Below are 20847 nucleotides of genomic sequence, written 5' to 3' on the forward strand. Positions count from 1 at the left end.
CGGGGGAGTCGGACCGGTCAGCTTCGGTCCTCGCCACTTCCGCTCCGATCCATAGCTAATCTTTGTGTTTCTCGATTATGGCCATGGTGCGGCACGCGCCCGTACACCGGGTACGTGGTCGAATAGACAAATGGCTTTCGGGGTCAGCGCACTCAACGCGTCAACGTTCAGCGGACGCCGGCCGACCGGTGCGGGCGATCTGACGGTCGAGACCCATGGGATCGCGCCGCTCGCCGCCGGCCAGCGCTACGGACATCCGGCCCGGTTGTTCACGGTCTGGTTCGCGCCGCAGGTGAACATGACCGGAGTGTTCACCGGGACATTGGCGATCACCCTCGGGTTGGGCTTCTGGCTCGGCCTGCTGGCCATGGTGATCGGCACGGTCCTGGGCTCGGCCGTGGTGGCCTACCTGTCGACGTGGGGGCCCCGGACCGGGGCAGGGCAACTTCCCAACGCACGCATGGCCTTCGGCGGTCTGGTGGTGGTGCCGGGCATCCTGCAGTGGGGGTCGTCGATAGCGTGGGACGCACTTGTCGGCCTGTTCGGCGGCGAGGCGCTCGCGGCGCTACTGGGCATCCCGTTCTGGAGTGCGGTACTGATCGTGCTGGCCGTCCAGGGCGTCGTCGGCTTCTTCGGCTACGAGCTGATCCACCGGCTGCAGGCGGTGCTGACCGTCATCCTGTTTCTCACGTTCGCCGTGTTCACCGTCAAACTGGTCAGCGGACATGACATCGTGGTGGCGCCGTCGGTGGGTGGTGCGGATCTGGCCGGTGCCTTCGTTTTCGAGGTCACGATCGCTCTGAGTCTGGCCATCTCGTGGGCCAGTTATGCTGCCGATTTCAGCCGGTATCTTCCGACGGAGTCATCGCGGTGGCAGGTGTTCGGCTATTCGTTCGCCGGGATCGTGTTGGCCTACGTCTTCGTTCAGGGCATCGGGATCGCGGCCGCATCGGTCATCGGAGAGCACACGGCCGATGGTGTGCACGCGGTCATGGGCGGCGGTCTGCTCGGCGCCGTGGCTTTGTTGGTGATTGCGCTCGCGGCGATCGGGTCGGGGGTGATGAACGACTACAGCGGTTCCTTGGCCTTGCAGACCATCGGCGTGCGGGTGCGCAGACCGGTCTCGGCGATCATCGTGACGGCACTGGCGTTCGGCCTGATCCTGTGGCTGCACGCCGCCGACACCGCGACCAGGTTCACCGATGTCCTGCTCTTGGTCAGCTACTGGATTCCGGCGTTCGTCGCGGTGATCGTGGTGGATTGGATGCTCCGCACCAGGGGACGCACCAGCATCGACCCGAGTGCCGAACCCACGGTTCGCCGCGACGCGGTGGCCGCTCTGCTCGCGTTCCTGCTTGCCTACGTGGTGGCCATGCCGTTCATGAACACCACCCTGATCCAGGGCGCGGTCGCGACCGCTTGGCATGGCGCCGACATTGCCTACTTCGTCAATTTCCTTGCAGCGCTGTTGATTTACGGTGGCTATCGACTTGTCACGCGCCGCTCCTAGCAGTCACTGCAGTGCGGCGAGTACGTGCTCGGTGAAGGACGAGGTCGACGCGCTGCCACCGATGTCGGGCGTTCCGACACCGGCGTCGAGGATGCGACGGATGGCCTGCTCGATCCGGTCGGCGGCGCCGCCGAGTGCCGGTGTGCCGCCGTCGCGGCCGGCCAGCCAGCGCAGCAACATCGCGGTGGACAGGATCATCGCCACGGGGTTGGCGATGTCGCGTCCGGCGATGTCGGGCGCCGATCCGTGTGCGGCCTGCGCCATCGCGTGCGTGTGCGACGCGTTGATGGAGGGCGCCATCCCCAGTGAGCCGCTCAATTGGCCGGCCAGGTCGGAGAGGATGTCACCGAACATGTTCTCTGCGACGATCACGTCGAAATCGCGCGGATGGCTCACCAATCGAGCCGCCAGCGCGTCGATGTGCTCGCCACGCACTTCCACATCGGGGTAGCTCTCGGCGACGGTCAGACACACGTCGCGGAACAACCCGGTGGTCTTGGCCAGGACATTCGTCTTGTGGGCGATGGTGACTGACTTGCGCCGGGCGACGGCCAGTTGGAACGCCTGATGGGCGATCCGCTCACACGCGGTCCGGGTGAAGACGGCGACGGCCAGCGCGACATCAGGCGTTGGCATGAATTCGCCTGCACCGTCGTACATGTTGCGGTCGGCGTAGAACCCTTCGGTGTTCTCCCTGACGATGACGACGTCGAGATCGGGGCATACCGCATGGACGGCGGTGCTCAAGGTTCGCGCGGGCCGGATGTTGGCGAACAGGTTGTAGCGCTTGCGGATTGCCCCGCCGGGCGACAAGGTGCCGCGGAACTGGTCGGGGTACCCGGCGTTGTCGTGCGGTCCGAGGATCCATCCGGGCAGCCCGTCGAGTTCGGCCAGTGTCGGTTCTGGCAGCGGAGTTCCGAACTCGCCGATCGCCTCGATGCCGAAGGCTAGTTCGCGCCAGTGCACGTCGACCGACGCTGTGGCCAGCGCCCGTTCGGCAACCCTGGTGGCCGCGTCCACGATCTCCGGTCCGATACCGTCGCCCAGAAGCACTCCCAAGGTCAGCACTCTGTCACCTTCCGCTCACACGGGATGGGTTGCGAACCACTGCAACAACATATCCGCGATCTCCGCCGGCTTTTCCTCCGGCAGCCAGTGTGACGCGCCGCGGAGCGTCTCGAAACGGTAGGGACCGCTCACGTAATTCGCGGTGTCGCGCGCCGGCTTGGCGGTGATCGCGATGTCGCGGTCACTCCAGACATACAGCGTCGGCACCGTGATCTTGTCCGTTGCGGCCCGCCCGAGCCGGCTCAGCGGCATGGCGCGATACCAGTTCAGCGCCGCGGTCAGGGCCCCGGGCTCCGCCATGGCCCGAGCGTCACGGTCGGCGGCCTGGGGTGCCAGCCCGCTGCGGATCAAGGATTTGGCAATGGCCTTACCACGGCCGTCGCGCCCGAGCATCAATCGTTCGGACACCCAGGGCAGTTGATTGACGTACATGTACCAGGACGCCAGACCCTGCCGGCTGGTCAGCATGGACCGCACGAACGCCATCGGGTGGGGTACGGACAGCGCGGACAACGAGGCCAACCTCTCGGGTGCGCTGGCGGCCACGCCCCATGCGACCGCGGCGCCCCAATCGTGGCCGACGAGATGCACTCGGTCGGCACCGCTGGCGTCGATCAGCGCCAGGGTGTCCTCGACCAATTCCGCCGAACGGTAGTCGCGGCGGCGGGTCGGCCGGGCACCCGGCGAGTACCCGCGCTGGTTGGGTGCCAGGCACCTGAAGCCCTTGGCGGTGAGCAGCGGGGCGATCTGCGCCCAGCTGGTGTTCTGCTGCGGGAAGCCGTGCAGCAGCACGACCACCGGGCCGTCGGCAGGTCCGCTCTCGGTGACGTCGAATACGAATTCCCCGCGGCGGTATTGATCCATGAGCAGCATCATGCCAAGTAGACGAGTCGGTCAGGCATTGTCCTTCGACGAGATGTTGTTGAGCAGGCTCTGGGCCTGGCGGTCCACCATTCCGGTGATGCCCTGTTGTGACGCTCCGAACAGTAACGAGTAGCCGACTACGTGGGCGCTGGTGGTGACGCTGACCCCGTCTCCGGCGATGCCCGCCTTGACCATCAGCAATCCGGCGACGGCGGTCAGCGCGCCGGTGGGAAGTTTGAGCAGCAACGAGGCCATCGGCACCGCATAGGCCGTCGATGTTCCTTTCATCCGGCGGATTGCCACCGCACCGACCAGGCTGGCGCTCACCAGGCCCAGGAGTTCGGCTATCGCGACGTCGGCACGGGGTGTCGACGTGCCGGTTGTGACGAGACCGAACGTGTCAGGCCGAAAGGCGCCGACAACCCCGAAGCAGATGGCCAACAGCCCCAGCACCGCCGTCGCACCCAGCAGGATGTTGCGGAAACTGCGTAGTCGCATGCTCTCGCTATCGGAGGCGGCATGTACCGCCCTGGCACTGTGCGCCAAGACTTCCCGATCGTGTTCGGTCCACTTCGAGTGCCCCAGAATCTCCCGGATCGCTACGACCGACTGATCATTGTCGCCGATCAATTCCTTTCCGGTAGAGACGATTTCGGGCAGCCTGGCCCGGACGACTCCGGGTGTCGCCAGGCGGATGACCGCGATGTCCACGGCGTGAATCCGGAGCCAGGTGGCTTCCACGGCGGCCCCGTTGAGCAGGCCTCGCACAGTCCGTGGCGCGTTGACGATCTGGATGGCCTCCACGAGTCGCCGCCGGGCGTCGAGGTAACGCGGGTCGTCGCCATGCTCAGCAGCCAGCTCGTCGAGGTCAACTTCGAGGTCGGCGAGCCGGCCCCGGGCGACCTCACGCCACACCGACAACGGCCGGTGGCCCACCGTGCGCCGCAGTGTGGAACCGGATGGTTGGTTGTCGGCTGTCGCCGACGCGGCAGCGGCGAGTGTGAGCGTCGGGCGGTCGCCCATGGCGGAGTGCTGTGTGGTCAACGCGGTCATGTCCACGTCTCATTCGTCATCGTCATCACCGTCCGGCAACTGAACTGACAGGTCGAGCATTCACAGCATGGCCGGATCCGGCGGGTGTGGGCACGCGTAGCGCACTACCTCAAGTCCGATTCGGCGACTTGAGGTAGCCGGCTACGCGCGACCGCCACCGTCCTTGGCTCCCACACTGAGCCGATCGACGCCTCAAACAACCAGAAAGGCACGGACAGATGAAGAACTACACCGTGACACTCGGGGACACCCTGTTCGGGATCGCCGAGCGCGAATATGGCGATGGCGGTCTCTATCCCGTGATCGCCGAACAGAATCACCTCAGCAATCCGGCCCTGATCGACATCGGGCAGGAGCTGCTGATCCCGTACGTCACCTATCGGTACCTGTTCACCGCCGATGACGGTACCGCTGTCCGGCAACAGCTCACGCAGTCCTTCTATGGCACACAGAGCGCTGCCATCCAGTTCATCTGGGAAGTGGTCAACGGAGTGGCGCAGCGGGAGATCCATCGCGGCACGTGGTTGCTGTTGCCCGACCTGACCAACGTCGGACACCACACGGTCGCCGCAGGGGAGACCTTCGCCGGATTGGCCGGCCGCTGGTATGGCGATGATCACCTCGCGGCCGTCGTCGCCAACGCCAACGATCTCGATGCGTCCGTCGATCCGACACCGGGCCAAGTCCTGATCGTTCCGGGGCTGAACCGTCGTCGCCACCTCGCCGGGGACACCCTCGAATCAATGTGCGTCGAGGAGTACGGGGACCACGATGTGAAGACTCGGGCAGCAGTTGCTGCCGCGGCCAACTACATCACCCGCCCGGACACCTTGTTCGCGAGCCAGGTGGTGCACTTCCCGTCGTGAACACCGCACGCTGACTGAGAGTGGTTGTTTGCCAGGCGATCCCGTTTCGGCCAGGTTCGGTGGGGTCGTGATCTTTCGGTGGCCAACTTGTGACAGCAACGTGGTGACGTAGGAGCGCTTTCCGGTTGCCGCGCGTGCACAGGATCCGGTACCAATCTTCAGGTGTGGGTGGGAAGGGCGAAACGATGACCGGGTTTGGAACAGAAGATGTTCCGGGGCACTGGCTGACCGCGGCAGAAATCGCCCGGGCGTCGCAGCTGCGTGAAGACCTGGTCGAGCGGTTCCTCCCGGCGGGGCAACCGCAAACGAATCTCTACGGACGCGATCTCGTGACGGTCGCGCGGTTCGTCAAGGCACTCACGGATCTGGGAACGCCGACCGCAGCTGTCGAAGTGGCTGTCACCGAGCTACGGGCACGGCCGGACGCAGCCTTCAACGTGGCGCTCGGCGCCGGCGGGGGTTCCGGCCGCCGGCAGCTGAGCGCCAGGATGCCCGGTGCACGGATGTGGAAAGCGATCGGTGCGACCACCGCCGCCGCATTGCTCGTCGGTGGCGTCGTGGCGGTCACCGTCTCCGGTGACGATGAGCGGCAGACCGCGGGACCGCCCCCGCCCACTGCGAAACCTGTTCCCGCTGAAGTGGTTGCGTCGACCGTGACCGATGGCCCCGGCAGCAAGCCTGCGCAGGCGTTTGCCACGGCCAAGCCGGATCCGGTCTGTGCGCAGTGGCTGCGGGCCAGCGCCGGGTACGACGGCAAGCAGCAGGCCTGGGTCAAGACCGATCATCGGATTCCGGCCTCGCGCTGGTCGCGCAAGCAACGGTCGGTGACGATGTCGGTCATCCCGGTTCTGAATCAGGAAGCCGCGGAATTACGCCGCTTGGCCGACAAGGCCTCGGATCCGCTGTTGGCCGGTCTGTTGCGGGCGCAGTCGCGGTACACGGACACCTACGCCGCGAAGCTGCCGAAGTTCGAGCCGCCAGACCAAGCGGACTGGACCGCGGCCACTGCGATGGACGGCGCAGTGAAGGCAGTCTGCTCCACGCCACGTTGAGCGTTCTGATTCTGAGATTCTGGTGGGGCACTAGGGGATGAGTGCCCCACCAGAATCGGTTGCCTACATCGGAACCCAACGATCGAGGAACCAGAAGCCCCAGCCGCGGCCGTCACCGGAGGGCATCGGGGTCACTCGCTGGCCGTTCCATTCGAAGGGTTGGTGATCGCGACGGCCCTCGTCGATGCCGCGACCGTGCCAGTCATCGGGCCTGGCGCCGCGGTCGTCGTGCCGGTCACACTGCGGCGCGCCCGGACGGCCGCAACCAGGCCCCGGGTCGGCACCGGCGGTACCGATGCCGAGGCCCAGTAGCCCAGCCATGCCGATTCCTGCCGCCATCGCCGATATGCCCACGGATCTCTTGAAACCCATTGCTCTACTCCGTTTCTGACCAGTGCGACGACGGTGCCGCACGGAGAGCAAAGCTATTTCGGAGGGTTGTGTTTGCCCTGTGCTGACGATTGGTAGGCGCTGTGCGGTCGGTAACGGGATGAAAACTGCTTGGAATCAATGCTGTTGAGAGTCGACAGACGACTCTCAGGTTCGGGCCGGCAGCCCAACGTTCACCAGGTCAGGTTGTGCTTCTCGAAATGACGGGCCAGCGCCTCCATGTATTCGTCGCCGTGGAACGGACCGCGAGCGCCGATCGCCTTCTCCAGGAAGGGGCCGTACTCCTCGTCGTTGACGTAGGTCGACCAGTGGGTGATCTGGCCGTCCTCGTTGGTGTCGATGAAGCTGATCGAGTAGAAGCCCATCGTCTCGCCGTCGGCCGTCGTCCCTTCCCACCGGTAGCGCATGACGAGGCCGTTCTCTGCCGGCCAGAACTTGTGGTCGACGGGTTTCCAGTCCGGGAAGACCACCGAGTAGGCCTTGGCCTCGACGGTGGCTGCGACGTCGAAGGACGTCGCCACATCTTTGAGGACGAGTTCCTGACCGGCGACGAAGTAGGGCGAGGTGTACACGGCGTCGTCGGTGAACTCCCACTCGTCGTAGGACTCGCCTTCCTGGACCTTGCGCAGTACGTATTTGTCCCGGTAGCTCTCGGCCATACGGCGGTGTTTGGCGATTCGATCGACCAGATCCATTGCGGTCCTTTTCCGTTGGAAGGGTGAGGGCAGGCCAGCGGCTCATGTGGCGTGGCGCACACGCTTAATATACAGAGCTGTATCGCAGATTCAATGATGAATTTGCACGCTCGAGGCGGCCCGGCGACAGCCCTAGCTGCGGGTCAGGAAGCCCAACACGGTCTGCTCGAAGGCTTCTTTCGCCTCGATCATTGCCCAGTGCCCACAGTTGGGGAACACGTGCAGTTCGGCGTTCGGGATCGTGCGCATCGGGATCAGGGCCATGTCAAGGGGGCTGACCCGATCATCTCGTCCCCAAGTCAGCAGTGTCGGCGCGGCCACCTTGTGCATCTGCGCCCAGGGCATCGGGGCGTCGGACGACCGCATGGCGGCCATCATTCCCGCGAAGGCCGCCTTCCCGTACATCCGTTTGGCGGCGGCTAGCGTCGTGGGATCGGTCGCCAGCTCCCAGCGCTGTTCGATCAACTCGTCAGTCACCAGCGCCGGGTCGTAGACCATTGAGTTCAGCCAGTCGATCAGGCGTTGGCGGCTCGGGTCTTCGGTGAATTCCTGAAGCAACCGGATGCCCTCGCTGGGTCCAGGGCTGAACACGTTCGTTCCGATACCGCCGATCGTGACGAGCTTGCCGATGCGGTCGGGTTGGCGGATGGCGAAGTTGATCCCGACGCCGCCGCCCATGGAGTTGCCGACGATGTGGACGCGGCCGAGGCCGAGGGCATCCACGAACGGCCCCACCACCCCCTGGGCGGTGACCATGGGATGGCCGCCGATGTCGTCGGTGACTCCGAATCCTGGGAATTCCAGTATGAGACAGCGAAATTGCTGCGAGAAGGTGGGCAGAATTCCCTGAAAGTTGCGCCAGCCGGTGACCCCTGGGCCCGAGCCATGCAGGAACAGCAACGTCGGTCCGTCGCCCGTGTCGTAATACCGCAGGACTCCGGCGGGTGTGTCGATCTGCTTCAGTTCCAGCTCCGTCATGCCGACCAACCTACGGGTTTCTGAGCACCGCGCCGTTGGCGATCCCGCTTCTCGGAACACGATCTGAATACGACTCCGTCACCGCCGGAAACCCCGCGGTGACGGAGGACGTGTTCCGGTCAGAACGTCGGTACGAACACTCCGTTCATCCAGACGCCCCAGTGTTGCCAGCCGTCATCCCACACCTGAGGATTTCTGGCACCCCACATCGGCGGAGCCGGTGCCGGCGGTGCCGATGCAGGCGGCGGACCGGGGTTAGGTCCCCCAGGAATGGTCATTGCGACCATCGGCTGGTTGGGCGCAGGTGCTGGTGATGGGGGCCATTGACCACCGGGATCATCGTTCTCACCGGTCCGCCGGGTTCGGGAAAATCCACGATCGCGGGCCACGTCGCCCGCACGTACCGACGGGGGGTTCACCTGCACACCGACGACTTCTGGCACGCGATCGTGGCCGGTGCCATACCGCCCCACCGGCCCGAGGCCGATGATCAGAACCACACCGTCCTGGACGTCATCGCGGAAGCTGCTTTCACGTATGCGACCGGAGGATTCACCACAGTTGTGGACGGAATCGTCGGTCCGTGGATGCTGCATCACTTCCAGGCGCGCATGGATCTCCAACCGCGAATCCCCGTGCACTACATCGTGTTGTTCCCCAACCGTGAGGCCACCCTGTCGCGCGCAACGAGCCGCAAAGGCCCGAACGCCCTCACCGACCGGCAACCGATCCTCGACCTCTGGGATCAATTCGCCGATCTTGGTCAACTCAACTCCCATGCCTTCGACACCTCCGACGAAACCGCTGCGGAGACGGCCCGCCGCGTTCTTGTTGCAGTAGAAACCGAGATCTGCTTGCTTCCTGCGACGTAGCGGAGCGGCGGTACCTGGTTATCCGGTTTCGTTGCAAGGTGCTTCGCAACGGAACAACATGGCGCTGATTGCGCCGCCGCAAAGCGCAACCGCGCCCGATGCGAAAACGGCCGTCACCACCGCGCCGGTTGCCAGCCCGCCGCCGGTGTCTGCTGCCCGGCTGATGGTGCCGCACAAGGCGATACCGATGGTCAGACCGAGCTGGCGAGCAGCATTGGCCGCCGCGGCGGCCACTCCCGCCCGTTCCGGCGGGACCGATGTCGCCGCAACTGCAGGAAGCACGGGGGATACGATCGCCGCCCCGATGCCGGTGACGATCAGCATCGCGATCAGGGAGGTCCAATCCGGGCGTAGCAGAAGTGCAGCACCGGACAGACAGGCCAGGCCGGTGAGTGCGGTCCCGCCACCGAGCACCCAGCTGCGCGGCGCTTCGTGCAATCGCGCGCTGAATATGAGCGAAACGAGAACGAACGCAGCAAGTTGCACGGTCAGCACCAGGGCAGCCTGCAGGGGCGCCATGCCGGCGCTGGACTGCAACCACCGGGACAGGACCGGCAGAACGGCGAAAGCGGCAAAGTAGTAAGCGAATCCGGCGACGAGGACGGCGAGGAAACCGCGGGTGGCGAAAAGGTCCGGAGGCAGCAACGGGATCGTGGCTCGGCGTTGGACCTGGACGAAACTCCAGATCGCGGCGACAGTGATCGCAGCGGCACCGATGGTTCCGGGTGAAGCCCAGCCGGACTCGCCTGCATTGATCACGCCGTAGGTGGCCCCCGTCATCATCGTGGTGATGAGTGCAACTCCAGGGACATCGAGTCGTACCGTCGCGTGACGGTCACGTGACAGCGACCGCATGCCGGTGATCACGGCGACCACGCATATGGGCAGCGCCGCGAGAAACAACCAACGCCACGAGATGAATTCGGTTGCCGCTCCGCCGGCAATCGTCCCCACAGTGCTGCCGATCCCGGCCACTGCGCCCCACACGGCGAATGCAGTCCCACGCGCCCGGGCGTGGTAGTGCCAGGTCAACAGCGGGACGGCGGTACCGAAGATCGCGGCACCGCCGACGCCCTGGACGGCACGCGCCGCTACCAGAAGGCCGCCGCTGGTCGCCGCCGCGCAACCCGCCGATGCAACCCCGAAGGTGATCAGACCGAGCAGGAACAAGCGCCGATGTCCCAGCCGGTCGCCGAGCGTACCCATCGCCACCACCAGCGCCGCCAACGCGAGGGTGTAGACGTCGATGATCCATTGGGCTACTGCGAATCCCGCGCCGAGCCGGTCTGCGATGGGCTCGGCGCTGACGGTCACGACGGTGGTGAACGCCAGCAGTAGGAAAGTCCCGAGACAGCAAGTCACCAAAGGGCGCCAATCGGTGTCTCGATCGCCTGCGGCAGCGTGGACGGAATTGGAGTTGAGGGAGCTCGACGGCATGGCCTGACCCTGCTGTAATGGTCTTGTGCATGTAAACCATTACGTCGAGCCGTTGCTCCGGAATGCGCTCGATCTGGTCAACCACCCGGCGACGACGCCCGGCGATCTGGAACAGCGCTGGACGGGTCTGGGCATGCCGATCCACTGTCGCGTCACGCGCAGAGACCTCCGACAGGTGGGTGAATTTCTCGAGGGTTGGACGGACGTCGTCGATGCCGGCAGCGAGGAGAACCGGGTGTTCATCCTCAACGAGTTGCTGGCTCGGTTCGCCACCAGTCCGTCGATCACCAACCACGACGGCAGTGGTTGGCATCTGCACTACCGCGATGACGACGCGAGCTTCGCCGGCACCCTCGCCGGCGCCACAAGTGCTGCGGCAGCGCACTTTCTCACCGAACGCGGGATGCAACGTATCCGCCGGTGCGCACTGAAAGACTGCGCCACGGCATTCGTCGACTTCACCCGTCCCGGCACACAGAAGTACTGCAGCCACGGCTGCGCCAACCGTGACGCCGTCAGGCGGCACCGAGCCAGGTCCAACCGCCCTTCGGAGCGTCGCTGAAACCTGCTCTCACGCAACAGCTCCCGCCGCTCCGCGCGATCGGCGTCCGATCGGTCCTTTTCTGGCGGCGCGATTCAGTCCCGGTTCGTATATTGGTTGGTGAGGGGTTGACCCATACCTCGGGCAGCACGGGGAGATCGTAGATGTGACTTCGCCACCGGCACCGGCCTCACGCCCACCTACCGGCGTGACAACGGACGCCGTCGGCGTCGGTTTCGGTGCCCACCTCAGGCTACGGCTGCGTCTCCTGCTGGCCGTGGTCGTACTGACCCTCGCGGGCAGTACGGCGGCACTGGTGGTGGATCACGACACGGGGCGCATCGGTCACGAGTCGGCGCTGATGAGTCTGGTCGCGGTGTCGTTGGCCGCGACGATTCTGCTGCACGGTCTGCTCCTCGGACGCCCGATGACCGTGGCCCATGGCGCCACCGCGGCAGCCGCCGTGACGCTCGGGGCGTTTGCGGTGCTGATCGGGCACCCTGCGGACGGGTGGATCTGCCTGGTGCTCGCAGCGGCGATGTTGGTCAGGCCGAGGGCGTCGAAAGCACAGCCAGGCGCACTGCCCGCGGTGTCAACGCTGGTCAACCGGACCACCCGCGATCCACTGGCGCCGTTTGCGATGTGTTCGGACAAGAGCTACGTGTTCTCTGCGGACGGCACAGCCGCCCTGGCCTACCGCGCACTGGCGGGGATGGCGGTGGTGAGTGGGGATCCGATCGGAAACCGGGCCCGCTATGGCGAAGTGGTAGCGACGTTTGCGGCCCTGTGCCGGGCGCGGGGCTGGCGAATGGTGGTGTTGGGAGCCTCGGAACGTCGGTTGACGTTGTGGCGTGACCGAGCCGTGACGGGCAGCAGATTGCGGGCCATTCCGATCGGGCGTGACGTCGTGGTGGACGTCAACGATTTCGACCTCGTCGGCCGGCGCCGCCGCAACCTGAGGCAGGCGGTCCAGCGGACCCACAACGCCGGGGTCAGCACCGAGGTGGTCGCCGAATCCGACATCGACGGTGTGGTGCGGGCAGAACTTCTCGACGTGATGCAGCAGTCGGGAGAGGCCGTCACGGCCGAGCGTGGGTTCTCCACGATGCTTGGCGGCACCTTGTCCGGCCGATACCCCGGCGTGTTGCTGATCTACGGGCGCGATCGTGCCGGACGGATTCAGGCATTTCAGCGGTATGCCAGTGCTGGTGGCGGCAGCGAGCTGAGCCTTGACCTGCCGTGGCGGCGATCAGGCGCGCCAAACGGGATCGACGAACGGCTGACCGTGGACATGATCACGTGGGCCCGGTCGCACAAGGGCGAACGCGTCTCGCTGGCCTTCGCGCCGTTCCCCGAGCTGTTCAGCGATGACCGCAGCGGTGAGGTCATCGTGCGCGCGCTACGGACCTTTGCGCACGTCGGCGACCGGCTGATCAAGCTGGAGTCTCTGTATCGGTACGTCCGCAAGTTCGACGCCATGGCGGAGCGGCGGTACGTGTTGTTGCCACTGATCGATGTCATTCCGGCGGCGGCCGCATTGCTGACCTTGGAACTCACCCCACACCGTTCGACCCATCTGACCAGCGCATTTCGGTAGCTTCGCGCCGGTATGCTGTATCGAGATGTTGTCGCGCTTGTTCTCCAGTCTGCTCCGGGTCCGGGTGACCCTCAGTTACTCGACGGCACTTTTCGTGATCGCGTCTCTGCTGCTGATCCTGGGGCCCCAGGTGCGGGACCGGGTGGTCAGCCATCTGAGCACCAACCTGGAGAATCTCGGGCGGGGTCATCTGGGAACACTGCTCGGCAGCGCCTTCGTCACCGCTGAGGGATACACGTTTCTGCTGTTGCCCGGCTTGGTGTGTCTGCTCGCGCTGGCGGAGCTGCTCTGGCGCAGCAGGTGGTTGATCCAGGCGTTCGCCCTCGGCCATCTTGGTGCCACCCTGATCGTGGCCGCAGGACTGGCGGCCGCGATCAAACTCGGGTGGCTGCCCATTTCGGTCGCACACGCCAACGATGTCGGGTTGAGCTACGGCGCTCTCGCAGTCCTCGGCACCTTGACCGCGGCGATCCCCATGAGGTGGCGTCCGGCATGGGTCGGCGGGTGGGTGACCACCGCGCTGGTGGTCGCGGTCGCGGGGTCGGACTTCACCGCCATCGGCCATGCTGTCGCGTTGACACTCGGAATTCTGTTGTCGATGCGGTTCCGGTCTGATTCGCATTGGACGCCGCACCGGCTGTCGTTGCTGGCAATCGGCATCGGCTTCGGGCTCCTGATGCTCGTCGGTGTCTCGCCGCACGTGGCGCCGATCGCGCTGCCTGCGGGTATTGCCGCCGCACTGCTTGCCACATGGGCCCGGCGGCATTGGGTTGCCAGGTCGCAGAGCAGCAGGGCAAGCCTGGCTACAGTGTCCGCATGACGCTGCACGCCGACGCCGCCCATCCCGATCTGGTCACGGTCGAGGTGCCGACGCACTGGTACAACCTGCCGGCCGAGCTCGATCAACCGATCCCGCAGCACCTTCACCCCGCCACCAAGGAACCGGTCACCCCGGACGACCTTGCAGCCCTGTTCCCGAGCGGGCTGATCGCGCAGGAAGTGTCCACCGAGCCGTACATCCCGATCCCGGACGCCGTGCGTGAGATCTACTCGATGTGGCGTCCGTCCCCGTTGATCCGGGCTCGGCGATTCGAACAGGCACTCAATACGGGTGCCCACATCTACGTCAAGTACGAAGGCGTCAGTCCGGTCGGTAGTCACAAGACCAATTCTGCTGTGGCACAAGCCTATTACAACAGCATCGACGGGGTCCGGAAGCTGACCACCGAGACCGGCGCCGGGCAGTGGGGTAGCGCGCTGGCGTTCGCCGGAGCCCAGTTCGGTCTGGAGATCGAGGTTTGGCAGGTCCGGGCGTCCTACGAGTCGAAGCCGTACCGCGGTCACCTGATCCGCACCTACGGCGGCACCGTGCACTCCAGCCCCTCGACTCTCACCGCGTCCGGGCGCGCAATCCTGGCAGCCACCCCCGACACCACCGGCAGCCTGGGAATGGCGGTCAGCGAGGCGGTCGAGGTTGCGGCCGGCGATCCGGACACGCGCTACGCGCTGGGCAGCGTGCTGAATCACGTGGTGCTGCATCAGAGTGTGATCGGTCAGGAGGCCGTGGCGCAGCTCGCCGCCGTCGAGCCGAACGGCGCCGACGTGGTCTTCGGCTGCGCCGGTGGCGGTTCCAACCTTGCCGGGCTGGCATTCCCGTTCCTGGGCGAAAAGATCCATGGACGGTCGAACCCGAAGGTCGTGGCCGCCGAGCCGGCTGCGTGCCCGTCGATCACACAGGGGGAGTACCGCTACGACCACGGTGATGTGGCGGGCCTGACCCCGCTGCTCAAGATGCACACGCTCGGAATGGATTTCGTGCCCGACCCCATCCATGCCGGTGGTCTGCGTTACCACGGGATGGCGCCGGCACTCAGCCACACCGTCGAACTGGGACTGGTCGAGGGCGTCGCCGTCGGCCAGCACGACGCGTTCTCGGCGGGGGTGCTGTTCGCGCGGACCCAGGGCATCGTCCCGGCACCGGAAGCCACCCACGCGATCGCCGCCGCTGCCCGGCACGTCGCCGGTGATCCGGCCGAGCAGGTGGTGGTCATCGGACTGTCGGGTCACGGCCAACTCGACCTGCCGGCGTACGCAGAGTTCCTGGACGGGAAGTTCTGACGGGCTCGGCCCTCATATCTGAATTCGACCTGAATTCGTCATGAAACTCGTATGCGGCTAATTATGCGTCGCATATGAGTTTCGCCCTGGATTCGTATTCGCAACTAGGCTCGATGTCAGACGCCTCAGGAATACGAGGTTGGCTTATCGACTGGCCGGAAAGGGAATTGGATGACGAAGAATCTGCTCGTGAAGACCGTCGCCGTTGCCTCGATTGCGACTGGACTCGGGTTCGCCGCATCTGCGCCGGCACATGCGGCACCCAGTGGTCAGACGTCCGCTCAGGCGACCATCAGCGACCTCGAAGCACAGGGTTTTCGCGTGATCCTCAACAAGGTGGGCAATGCGCCCATCGATCAATGCACCGTCACTGCAGTGCGGCAGGGCACGGACGTCAAACACTCATGGGTGCAGCGGGGGCCCACGGGCAATGTGAACAATCTCGTGCGCTATACGACTGCATACGTCGACCTCATGTGTAATCGCTGAATTTCATTCCAAGGTCGACAATCAATTTCCTGCCATTAATTCAGCCCAATTCGCGAGCCCATTTCGGCCGCACCGGAAGCGCCGAGCCCGCCACAGATCAAGGCGGCGGACTCGGCACCCCGCGGTGATCAGATCTGCCAGTCCTGGGCGCCGTCCGGCTGGTTGTAGAGGCCGACGGAGTTCTTGACGACGACAGGGTCGCCGCTACCGAAGTGGTCGAAGAACCACTGTGCGTTGGCAGGGCTGAGATTGGGGCAGCCGTGGCTGACATTGCGTTTGCCTTGATCGGCGACCGACCAGGGTGCGCTGTGCGCGAAGATCCCGGTGTTGCTGAGACGGACGGCATTTTGGACCTTGAGCTTGTAGCCCTCGGCCGAGTTCACCGGGACCCCGTACGTTGACGAGTCCATGATGATGTCGGAGAACTTCTCCAGCACGTAGTAGGTGCCGTTGAGGGTTTCGTAGCCGGGCTTGCCCAGGGACACCGGAAAGGTCTTCTCCAGCTCGCCGTTACGGTGGATCTGCATCTGATGGGTGTTGTCGTCGATGGTGGCCACCAGTGAATCGCCCACGCGGAAATTGGATTTCGCACCGGCGGCATCGATGTTGACCACCGTCCCGGCCGGCCAGAAATCGATTGGACGCCAACGCACCTGCGTGTTGCTCATCCAGTAGAACTTGCCGGGCACCGGAGGGTTGGACGAGATGTGGATGGCGTCCTCGGCCATCTGGCGGTCTGCGATCGGCCGCTGGAACGTGATGTAGATCGGCTTGGCGACACCGACTGTGGCACCGTTGGCCGGATTGAATGCGGGTGGCAGGAACGGCGGTTCGCCAGTGAAAGGCAGCAGGTTCTGTCCTGCCGGGGTGCCGACAGTAGCGGCCTCGCCGAAGGGGGCGGGCCACGGCATCTGGGGCGCGAGGTGGGGTGCCGGTTCGACGGGTGGTGGGGGTCCCGCCGGCTCCGCCAGTGCGGAAGTGCCGGTCACGCTCGATGCGGTGACCATGACGGTTGCCGCGATCGCGGTGATCCACAGGTAGCTGGTGCGGTGCTGCACGAGGCCTCCATCGACGAGGTGTCCTTGATGACCACGCCCGCTCGGGCGGATTCATGGTTGCGCGACCAGTCTACTAGCTACGTACGGGGATAGTAGATCGTGGCGGTGAGTGAACGGCCGATCGCCAGTGGACCTACTCGTCGAAAGTGGTTATTTACCATTGCTTTTGTGTAGGTTCTGTAAAGCCACCGCGCGCCCGAGCGCTGCGTTGACCTGCGTGATCATCCCGTACGTAGGTACCACATACGGGATTAATGCGTAGAAATGGGCGTAGCGCTTTGTGTTCGACATGAGTTTCGGTTCCTACGACGGTGTGCCACCGCTGAGGCGCAGTTCTTCAACAAACCTTCATTCAACCCATACCAATTCACTGTCCTCCGGTGGTCAGGTGGAGGCCAAGCACACATGCACCCATCACGTCAGACCACCGGAGCCCCGACCATGCCCGACACCACCAGCCTGCCGCGTCTCAGCCGCCGGGGATTCCTCATGGCCACGGCCGCCTTGAGCACAACGGCCATCGCGGCGTGTCAGCGTGGCGCCGACGCCACCTCGACCGCCGCGACTTCTCGGGACGCCATCACCGCGGCCGAGGCTCGCCGCCCGCACAGTGGCCGCACCGTGTCGACCACTTTGACCGCGCAGCGCACGCGAGTCGATCTCGGCGGTCGGATCGCCGAGACCATCGCCTACAACGACGTGGTGCCCGGGCCGCTGTTACGGGCGTCGGTCGGCGATGAACTGGAGGTCACGGTGCGCAACAGACTCGGCCGAGCCACCTCGGCGCATTGGCACGGCCTGGCGCTCCGCAACGACATGGACGGGGCTGCACCGGCCACTCCGGACATCCCCGACGGAGGTGATTTCACCTACCGGTTCTCGGCGCCTCATCCCGGAACCTACTGGGCACACCCGCATACCGGACTCGACGCCGACACCGGCCTGTACTTCCCGGTGATCATCGATGACCCCGATGAGCCGGGCCGATATGACGCCGAATGGGTGGTGATGCTCGACGACTGGACCGATGGCGTTGGCGAAAGCCCCGCCCAGATATACGACCGCTTGCGCATGCCGTCGGGCGAGAGACACGACATGCCGGGCATGGGTGGCATGCCTGGCATGAGCGGCCACGACGCGATGAGGCCCGCCGTTGGTCGCGGAAGTTCGCCCCTCGGAGGTGACGCCGGCGACGTCGACTACCCGATGTACGTCGCGAACGGTCGAAACGCCCAGAACCCCACCAGCTTCCGGGTGCGAGTCGGACAACGGGTGCGGATCCGGTTGATCAACGCCGGTTCCGATACGGCATTCCGCGTGGCATTGGCCGGGCACCCCATGACCGTCACCCACACCGACGGTTTTCCCGTGGTCCCCACCGAGGTGGATGCAGTACTGCTCGGGATGGGGGAGCGCTATGACGTGGTCGTCACCGCACGGGACGGGGTGTTTCCGCTCGTCGCGACCGCCGAGGGGAAGAATGCGTCCACGAGGGCCTTGCTGATCACCGCCGATGGCTCGACCCCGCCGCCCGACTACGCGCCGCCGGAACTGCGGGGACGGCTTGGCACGGTCAGGTTGTTCACTGCAACTCCGGAGGCCACATTGGAATCCATGCCCGTAGATGCCGAACTGCCCGTCGAACTGGGCGGCTCGATGGCGACCTACGAGTGGACGATCAATGGCCGCACCTTCGCCGAAGCGCAGCCGCTGACCGTGCGCGAAGGGCAGCGCGTGGCAATGACATTCCGGAACTCGTCGATGATGTGGCATCCGATGCATCTGCACGGCCACACCTTTCAGGTGGTGGGTGACGACGGCCGGCCCGGCGCCCGTAAGGACACCCTGATCGTGTTGCCGATGCAGCGGGTACGCGTGGTATTCGCCGCTGATAATCCTGGCGCATGGATGCTCCACTGCCACAACACATACCATCAGGATGCGGGGATGATGACCCGTGTCGACTACGCCGGCTGAACTTAGTCCAGTACTACGTACTAGCCTATGTAGTAGATACGGCCACCGCGTCGAGACCGCTGCGGCACCCCGGCGCGGGGTACGCTCACCTCACCGATCTTGGAGGGATGCTGTGCGCGTACGAGGATTCGGCGAACTCGAGGCCGACATCATGGACCGCATCTGGAATCGCGGTCCCGCGGCGGTCACGGTGCGCGAGGTGTTCGATGAGCTCGTCGAAGAGCGTCGGATCGCGTACACCACCGTGATGTCGACGATGGACAATCTGCACACGAAGGGCTGGCTGGAACGCGACCGCGACGGCCGGGCCTACCGGTACTGGCCGCGGTTGAACCGCGAGCAGCACACCGCTCAGTTGATGCGTGAGGCGCTCGACGGTGGCGGCCGTTCCGATCTGGTGCTCAGCTACTTCATCGAGCAGATCGACCCGCAGGATTCCGATCGACTGCGCGCCGCGCTACGCACGCTGGCAAGACGATCGACGAGGGCGAAAAAGCGGTGAACGTCGCCGCGGGTCTGCTGATCTACAGCGTGGCAATGATGGTGTTGGCGCCGACGCTGCTGAGCGCTCTTACCCGCGGCGGATCCGCCCCCAGATTCGGTGTGGCGGCATGGTTGACGGCCGTCGTCAGCGTCCTGGCCACCTGGATCGTCATTCCGGTGCTGGTCATCCTCGACGTGGTCTTCCACGGCGGCCGGCGCACATCATTCCTGGCGTCGTGTGTGGAGTTCCTCTGCGACATCGCGGCCGGGCGTGCAGGCATCGTGGCGCAAGCATCGGTGATGGTCGGGGCAGTCGCGCTGTTCGTGGCGCTGGTCCGTGTCGGGATCAAAGCCCAGCGCACCATTCGGCGGCTGCGCGCCCATGCCGACGGTCACGCCCAGGCGGTGCGTCTGGTGGGACGTCCGACCGATCAGCGCGACGTCTTCATCGTCGACACCGGTGAGCGCACTGCGTACTGCGTGGCGGGAAAGCCGCCGGCAATCGTGGTCACCACTGGGGCGATTGCCGCACTGGGCAGCGATGAGCTGCAGGCCGTACTGGCCCATGAGCGGGCGCATCTCGACGGACGCCATCCGAAGATCGTCACCGCGTTGCGCGGATTGGCGATGGTTTTTCCACGGGTGCGGCTGATGACCCGGGGCGCCGCGGATGTCGGTCGGCTGCTGGAAATGTGCGCCGACGATGTAGCGGTGCGCCGCCATGGACAGCACACGCTTCTGTCCGGGCTGATGGCACTCGCCGGAGCGACGCCGGCACAGGCCCTCGGCGCCGCCGACGTGGCCTTGCTGAACCGTGCTGAGCGCATTGCTCTTCCTCCCGCGCCGTGGATCCGGGTCGGGGCCGGGGCAGGTCTCTTCGGGGCGATGGCAGTGATCGCCCTGGTTCCGGTCGCGACGGTCGTGTTGGGCGCATCGGGCCTGCTCTGTCGCTGAGGTCAGTACTCGATGATGCGAGTGACATACGGCGTCATCCCGGAGGTACGTACCGGAGAGATCTTGATCGGGACACCGGTCTGCTGCGCCTCGAGCATCTGGCCACCGCCGAGATAGAGCGCTTCGTGCTGTCCGCCACCGGGGCCCCAGAACAGCAGATCACCTCGCTTGGCCTGCGACGGCGGCAGGTGGCGTCCCGCCGTGTACTGATCGCCCGAATAGCGGGGGAGCAGGACTCCGACGCCGGCGAACGCATAGCGGGTGAGCCCGGAGCAGTCGAAGCCGACGGTGCCGGCGCCGGAATCCACTCCGCGACTGGGCCCGGTCAGGCTGCCGCCACCCCACGAATACGGCACCCCGAGTTGGGTGCCGGCCCGCCGGATCACGTACTCGACTGCCTGCCTGCCATAGACGCGGTTGCCGCGGAGGACGGGGGCCGCACCGGTGTCCGCGGGCCCGAGACCCAGGCTGCCGAGAAACTTCCGGCCCATGTCGAACGTCGTCTGCGCGGCAAAAGCGCTCGCCTGCAACGACGCATTGGCAATGGCGACCGGATCACCCGGCGCTCCCGCACTGAGAATGTTGGGCAGAGTGGGGTCCCACTGGCCGGCGTTGGGTTCCGCGTGGGCAAGGGGAGTGCCCATGGCTGCCAACGCTGCCGCGGCGAGAATCCCTGTGCGCATGAGTGTTCGGCGATCCCAGCAGAGGGAACGCCTGTGGGCCATGGAAGGCATGGTCACGCATCCCCCTCCGCCTTGCGATAGCCGTGGCGGAGACAAAGCCTCCGCATCCACGGGAACTATGTAGGAACTACGTACGTACGTACTCTAGACCACAGTAATCAC

At 65.4% G+C, this 20847-nt stretch carries 21 protein-coding genes; 12 read left to right on the forward strand and 9 right to left on the reverse strand.

The genetic code is table 11. The features are described 5' to 3' along the window. The first annotated feature begins 130 nt into the window (after positions 1–130). Positions 131–1510, forward strand: coding sequence for a purine-cytosine permease family protein (locus AC4ELH_RS03990; RefSeq protein ID WP_498883286.1), 1380 nt, complete (start codon positions 131–133; stop codon positions 1508–1510). A 3-nt stretch (positions 1511–1513) separates the two neighbouring features. Here the strand turns inward: AC4ELH_RS03990 and AC4ELH_RS03995 are convergent, their stop codons facing one another. From AC4ELH_RS03995 to AC4ELH_RS04005, 3 genes are read right to left on the reverse strand one after another with little or no spacing between them, the layout of a single operon-like run. Continuing rightward, the gene (locus tag AC4ELH_RS03995; protein ID WP_498883287.1) at positions 1514–2578 is read right to left on the reverse strand and encodes an isocitrate/isopropylmalate dehydrogenase family protein; all 1065 of its coding nucleotides are present in this window, start codon (positions 2576–2578) and stop codon (positions 1514–1516) included. A gap of 15 nt (positions 2579–2593) precedes the next feature. Beyond that, the gene (locus AC4ELH_RS04000; protein ID WP_064881545.1) at positions 2594–3442 is read right to left on the reverse strand and encodes an alpha/beta fold hydrolase; all 849 of its coding nucleotides are present in this window, start codon (positions 3440–3442) and stop codon (positions 2594–2596) included. 30 nt (positions 3443–3472) lie between these two features. Continuing rightward, positions 3473–4495 (reverse strand): hypothetical protein, encoded by a 1023-nt coding sequence (locus tag AC4ELH_RS04005; RefSeq protein ID WP_131811628.1) that lies wholly within the window; start codon positions 4493–4495, stop codon positions 3473–3475. 218 nt (positions 4496–4713) lie between these two features. On the opposite strand from AC4ELH_RS04005, the gene AC4ELH_RS04010 reads away from it, so the two are divergent. Both AC4ELH_RS04010 and AC4ELH_RS04015 read left to right on the forward strand, forming a co-directional pair. Next, positions 4714–5361: a LysM peptidoglycan-binding domain-containing protein gene (locus tag AC4ELH_RS04010; RefSeq protein WP_448447351.1), complete on the forward strand. Its 648-nt coding sequence runs from the start codon at positions 4714–4716 to the stop codon at positions 5359–5361. 185 nt (positions 5362–5546) lie between these two features. Next, positions 5547–6413 carry an ESX-1 system-associated protein gene (locus AC4ELH_RS04015; protein WP_448447353.1) on the forward strand — a complete coding sequence of 289 codons (867 nt, stop codon included), beginning with the start codon at positions 5547–5549 and terminating at the stop codon, positions 6411–6413. 63 nt (positions 6414–6476) lie between these two features. Here the strand turns inward: AC4ELH_RS04015 and AC4ELH_RS04020 are convergent, their stop codons facing one another. The 3 genes from AC4ELH_RS04020 to AC4ELH_RS04030 form a co-directional block, all read right to left on the reverse strand. After that, entirely contained in the window at positions 6477–6785 is a 309-nt protein-coding gene (locus AC4ELH_RS04020; RefSeq protein WP_064958694.1) for a hypothetical protein, read from the reverse strand. Positions 6786–6976: 191 nt separating this feature from the next. Continuing rightward, the gene (locus tag AC4ELH_RS04025) at positions 6977–7498 is read right to left on the reverse strand and encodes a nuclear transport factor 2-like protein (RefSeq protein WP_064881473.1); all 522 of its coding nucleotides are present in this window, start codon (positions 7496–7498) and stop codon (positions 6977–6979) included. Between the two features lie 132 nt (positions 7499–7630). After that, a complete protein-coding gene (locus AC4ELH_RS04030) occupies positions 7631–8476 on the reverse strand; it encodes an alpha/beta fold hydrolase (RefSeq protein ID WP_448447357.1) in 846 nt (281 codons plus the stop codon). 323 nt (positions 8477–8799) lie between these two features. On the opposite strand from AC4ELH_RS04030, the gene AC4ELH_RS04035 reads away from it, so the two are divergent. After that, on the forward strand, positions 8800–9348 hold the full coding sequence (locus tag AC4ELH_RS04035; protein WP_448447359.1) for an AAA family ATPase: 549 nt from the start codon (positions 8800–8802) through the stop codon (positions 9346–9348). Between the two features lie 18 nt (positions 9349–9366). Here AC4ELH_RS04035 and AC4ELH_RS04040 read toward each other — a convergent pair whose 3' ends face one another. Continuing rightward, entirely contained in the window at positions 9367–10785 is a 1419-nt protein-coding gene (locus AC4ELH_RS04040) for an MFS transporter (protein WP_448447361.1), read from the reverse strand. Between the two features lie 25 nt (positions 10786–10810). Here AC4ELH_RS04040 and AC4ELH_RS04045 point away from each other — a divergent pair, with 25 nt between their 5' ends. The 5 genes from AC4ELH_RS04045 (at position 10811) to AC4ELH_RS04065 (ending at position 15530) form a co-directional block, all read left to right on the forward strand. After that, on the forward strand, positions 10811–11347 hold the full coding sequence (locus AC4ELH_RS04045; protein WP_448447363.1) for a CGNR zinc finger domain-containing protein: 537 nt from the start codon (positions 10811–10813) through the stop codon (positions 11345–11347). A gap of 187 nt (positions 11348–11534) precedes the next feature. Beyond that, on the forward strand, positions 11535–12923 hold the full coding sequence (locus AC4ELH_RS04050) for a bifunctional lysylphosphatidylglycerol flippase/synthetase MprF (protein WP_498883288.1): 1389 nt from the start codon (positions 11535–11537) through the stop codon (positions 12921–12923). Positions 12924–12948: 25 nt separating this feature from the next. Beyond that, positions 12949–13743 (forward strand): rhomboid-like protein, encoded by a 795-nt coding sequence (locus AC4ELH_RS04055; protein WP_498883289.1) that lies wholly within the window; start codon positions 12949–12951, stop codon positions 13741–13743. Then, entirely contained in the window at positions 13740–15041 is a 1302-nt protein-coding gene (locus AC4ELH_RS04060) for a TrpB-like pyridoxal phosphate-dependent enzyme (protein ID WP_498883290.1), read from the forward strand. The genes AC4ELH_RS04055 and AC4ELH_RS04060 overlap by 4 nt, the downstream gene beginning before the upstream one ends. A gap of 189 nt (positions 15042–15230) precedes the next feature. Beyond that, the gene (locus AC4ELH_RS04065) at positions 15231–15530 is read left to right on the forward strand and encodes a hypothetical protein (protein ID WP_448447371.1); all 300 of its coding nucleotides are present in this window, start codon (positions 15231–15233) and stop codon (positions 15528–15530) included. A 128-nt stretch (positions 15531–15658) separates the two neighbouring features. On the opposite strand, the gene AC4ELH_RS04070 is transcribed toward AC4ELH_RS04065, so the two are convergent. Then, positions 15659–16537, reverse strand: a complete 879-nt coding sequence (locus tag AC4ELH_RS04070; protein WP_498883334.1) for a L,D-transpeptidase — start codon at positions 16535–16537, stop codon at positions 15659–15661. 492 nt (positions 16538–17029) lie between these two features. Here AC4ELH_RS04070 and AC4ELH_RS04075 point away from each other — a divergent pair, with 492 nt between their 5' ends. From AC4ELH_RS04075 to AC4ELH_RS04085, 3 genes are all read left to right on the forward strand, one after another. After that, on the forward strand, positions 17030–18565 hold the full coding sequence (locus AC4ELH_RS04075) for a multicopper oxidase family protein (protein ID WP_448447467.1): 1536 nt from the start codon (positions 17030–17032) through the stop codon (positions 18563–18565). 112 nt (positions 18566–18677) lie between these two features. Further along, positions 18678–19067: a BlaI/MecI/CopY family transcriptional regulator gene (locus AC4ELH_RS04080; RefSeq protein WP_064881457.1), complete on the forward strand. Its 390-nt coding sequence runs from the start codon at positions 18678–18680 to the stop codon at positions 19065–19067. Next, positions 19064–20002: a M56 family metallopeptidase gene (locus AC4ELH_RS04085; protein ID WP_448447373.1), complete on the forward strand. Its 939-nt coding sequence runs from the start codon at positions 19064–19066 to the stop codon at positions 20000–20002. Before AC4ELH_RS04080 ends, AC4ELH_RS04085 begins: the two co-directional genes overlap by 4 nt. Before the next feature lie 2 nt (positions 20003–20004). Here the strand turns inward: AC4ELH_RS04085 and ripB are convergent, their stop codons facing one another. Further along, positions 20005–20685, reverse strand: coding sequence for an NlpC/P60 family peptidoglycan endopeptidase RipB (ripB, locus tag AC4ELH_RS04090; protein ID WP_448447375.1), 681 nt, complete (start codon positions 20683–20685; stop codon positions 20005–20007). Positions 20686–20847: the final 162 nt, after the last annotated feature.

The organism is Mycobacterium shunyiense, from assembly GCF_058270075.1.

Excerpts from the sequence above, each read along its gene's own strand:
- AC4ELH_RS04055 (WP_498883289.1), top strand. The coding sequence starts at position 12,949 with ATGTTGTCGCGCTTGTTCTCCAGTCTGCTCCGGGTCCGGGTGACCCTC.
- AC4ELH_RS03990 (WP_498883286.1), top strand. The coding sequence starts at position 131 with ATGGCTTTCGGGGTCAGCGCACTCAACGCGTCAACGTTCAGCGGACGC.
- AC4ELH_RS04075 (WP_448447467.1), top strand. The coding sequence starts at position 17,030 with ATGCCCGACACCACCAGCCTGCCGCGTCTCAGCCGCCGGGGATTCCTC.
- AC4ELH_RS04015 (WP_448447353.1), top strand. The coding sequence starts at position 5,547 with ATGACCGGGTTTGGAACAGAAGATGTTCCGGGGCACTGGCTGACCGCG.
- AC4ELH_RS04005 (WP_131811628.1), bottom strand. The coding sequence starts at position 4,495 with ATGACCGCGTTGACCACACAGCACTCCGCCATGGGCGACCGCCCGACG.
- AC4ELH_RS04020 (WP_064958694.1), bottom strand. The coding sequence starts at position 6,785 with ATGGGTTTCAAGAGATCCGTGGGCATATCGGCGATGGCGGCAGGAATC.
- AC4ELH_RS04070 (WP_498883334.1), bottom strand. The coding sequence starts at position 16,537 with ATGGTCACCGCATCGAGCGTGACCGGCACTTCCGCACTGGCGGAGCCG.
- AC4ELH_RS04040 (WP_448447361.1), bottom strand. The coding sequence starts at position 10,785 with ATGCCGTCGAGCTCCCTCAACTCCAATTCCGTCCACGCTGCCGCAGGC.
- ripB (WP_448447375.1), bottom strand. The coding sequence starts at position 20,685 with ATGCGCACAGGGATTCTCGCCGCGGCAGCGTTGGCAGCCATGGGCACT.
- AC4ELH_RS04030 (WP_448447357.1), bottom strand. The coding sequence starts at position 8,476 with ATGACGGAGCTGGAACTGAAGCAGATCGACACACCCGCCGGAGTCCTG.
- AC4ELH_RS04060 (WP_498883290.1), top strand. The coding sequence starts at position 13,740 with ATGACGCTGCACGCCGACGCCGCCCATCCCGATCTGGTCACGGTCGAG.
- AC4ELH_RS04025 (WP_064881473.1), bottom strand. The coding sequence starts at position 7,498 with ATGGATCTGGTCGATCGAATCGCCAAACACCGCCGTATGGCCGAGAGC.
- AC4ELH_RS04000 (WP_064881545.1), bottom strand. The coding sequence starts at position 3,442 with ATGGATCAATACCGCCGCGGGGAATTCGTATTCGACGTCACCGAGAGC.
- AC4ELH_RS04010 (WP_448447351.1), top strand. The coding sequence starts at position 4,714 with ATGAAGAACTACACCGTGACACTCGGGGACACCCTGTTCGGGATCGCC.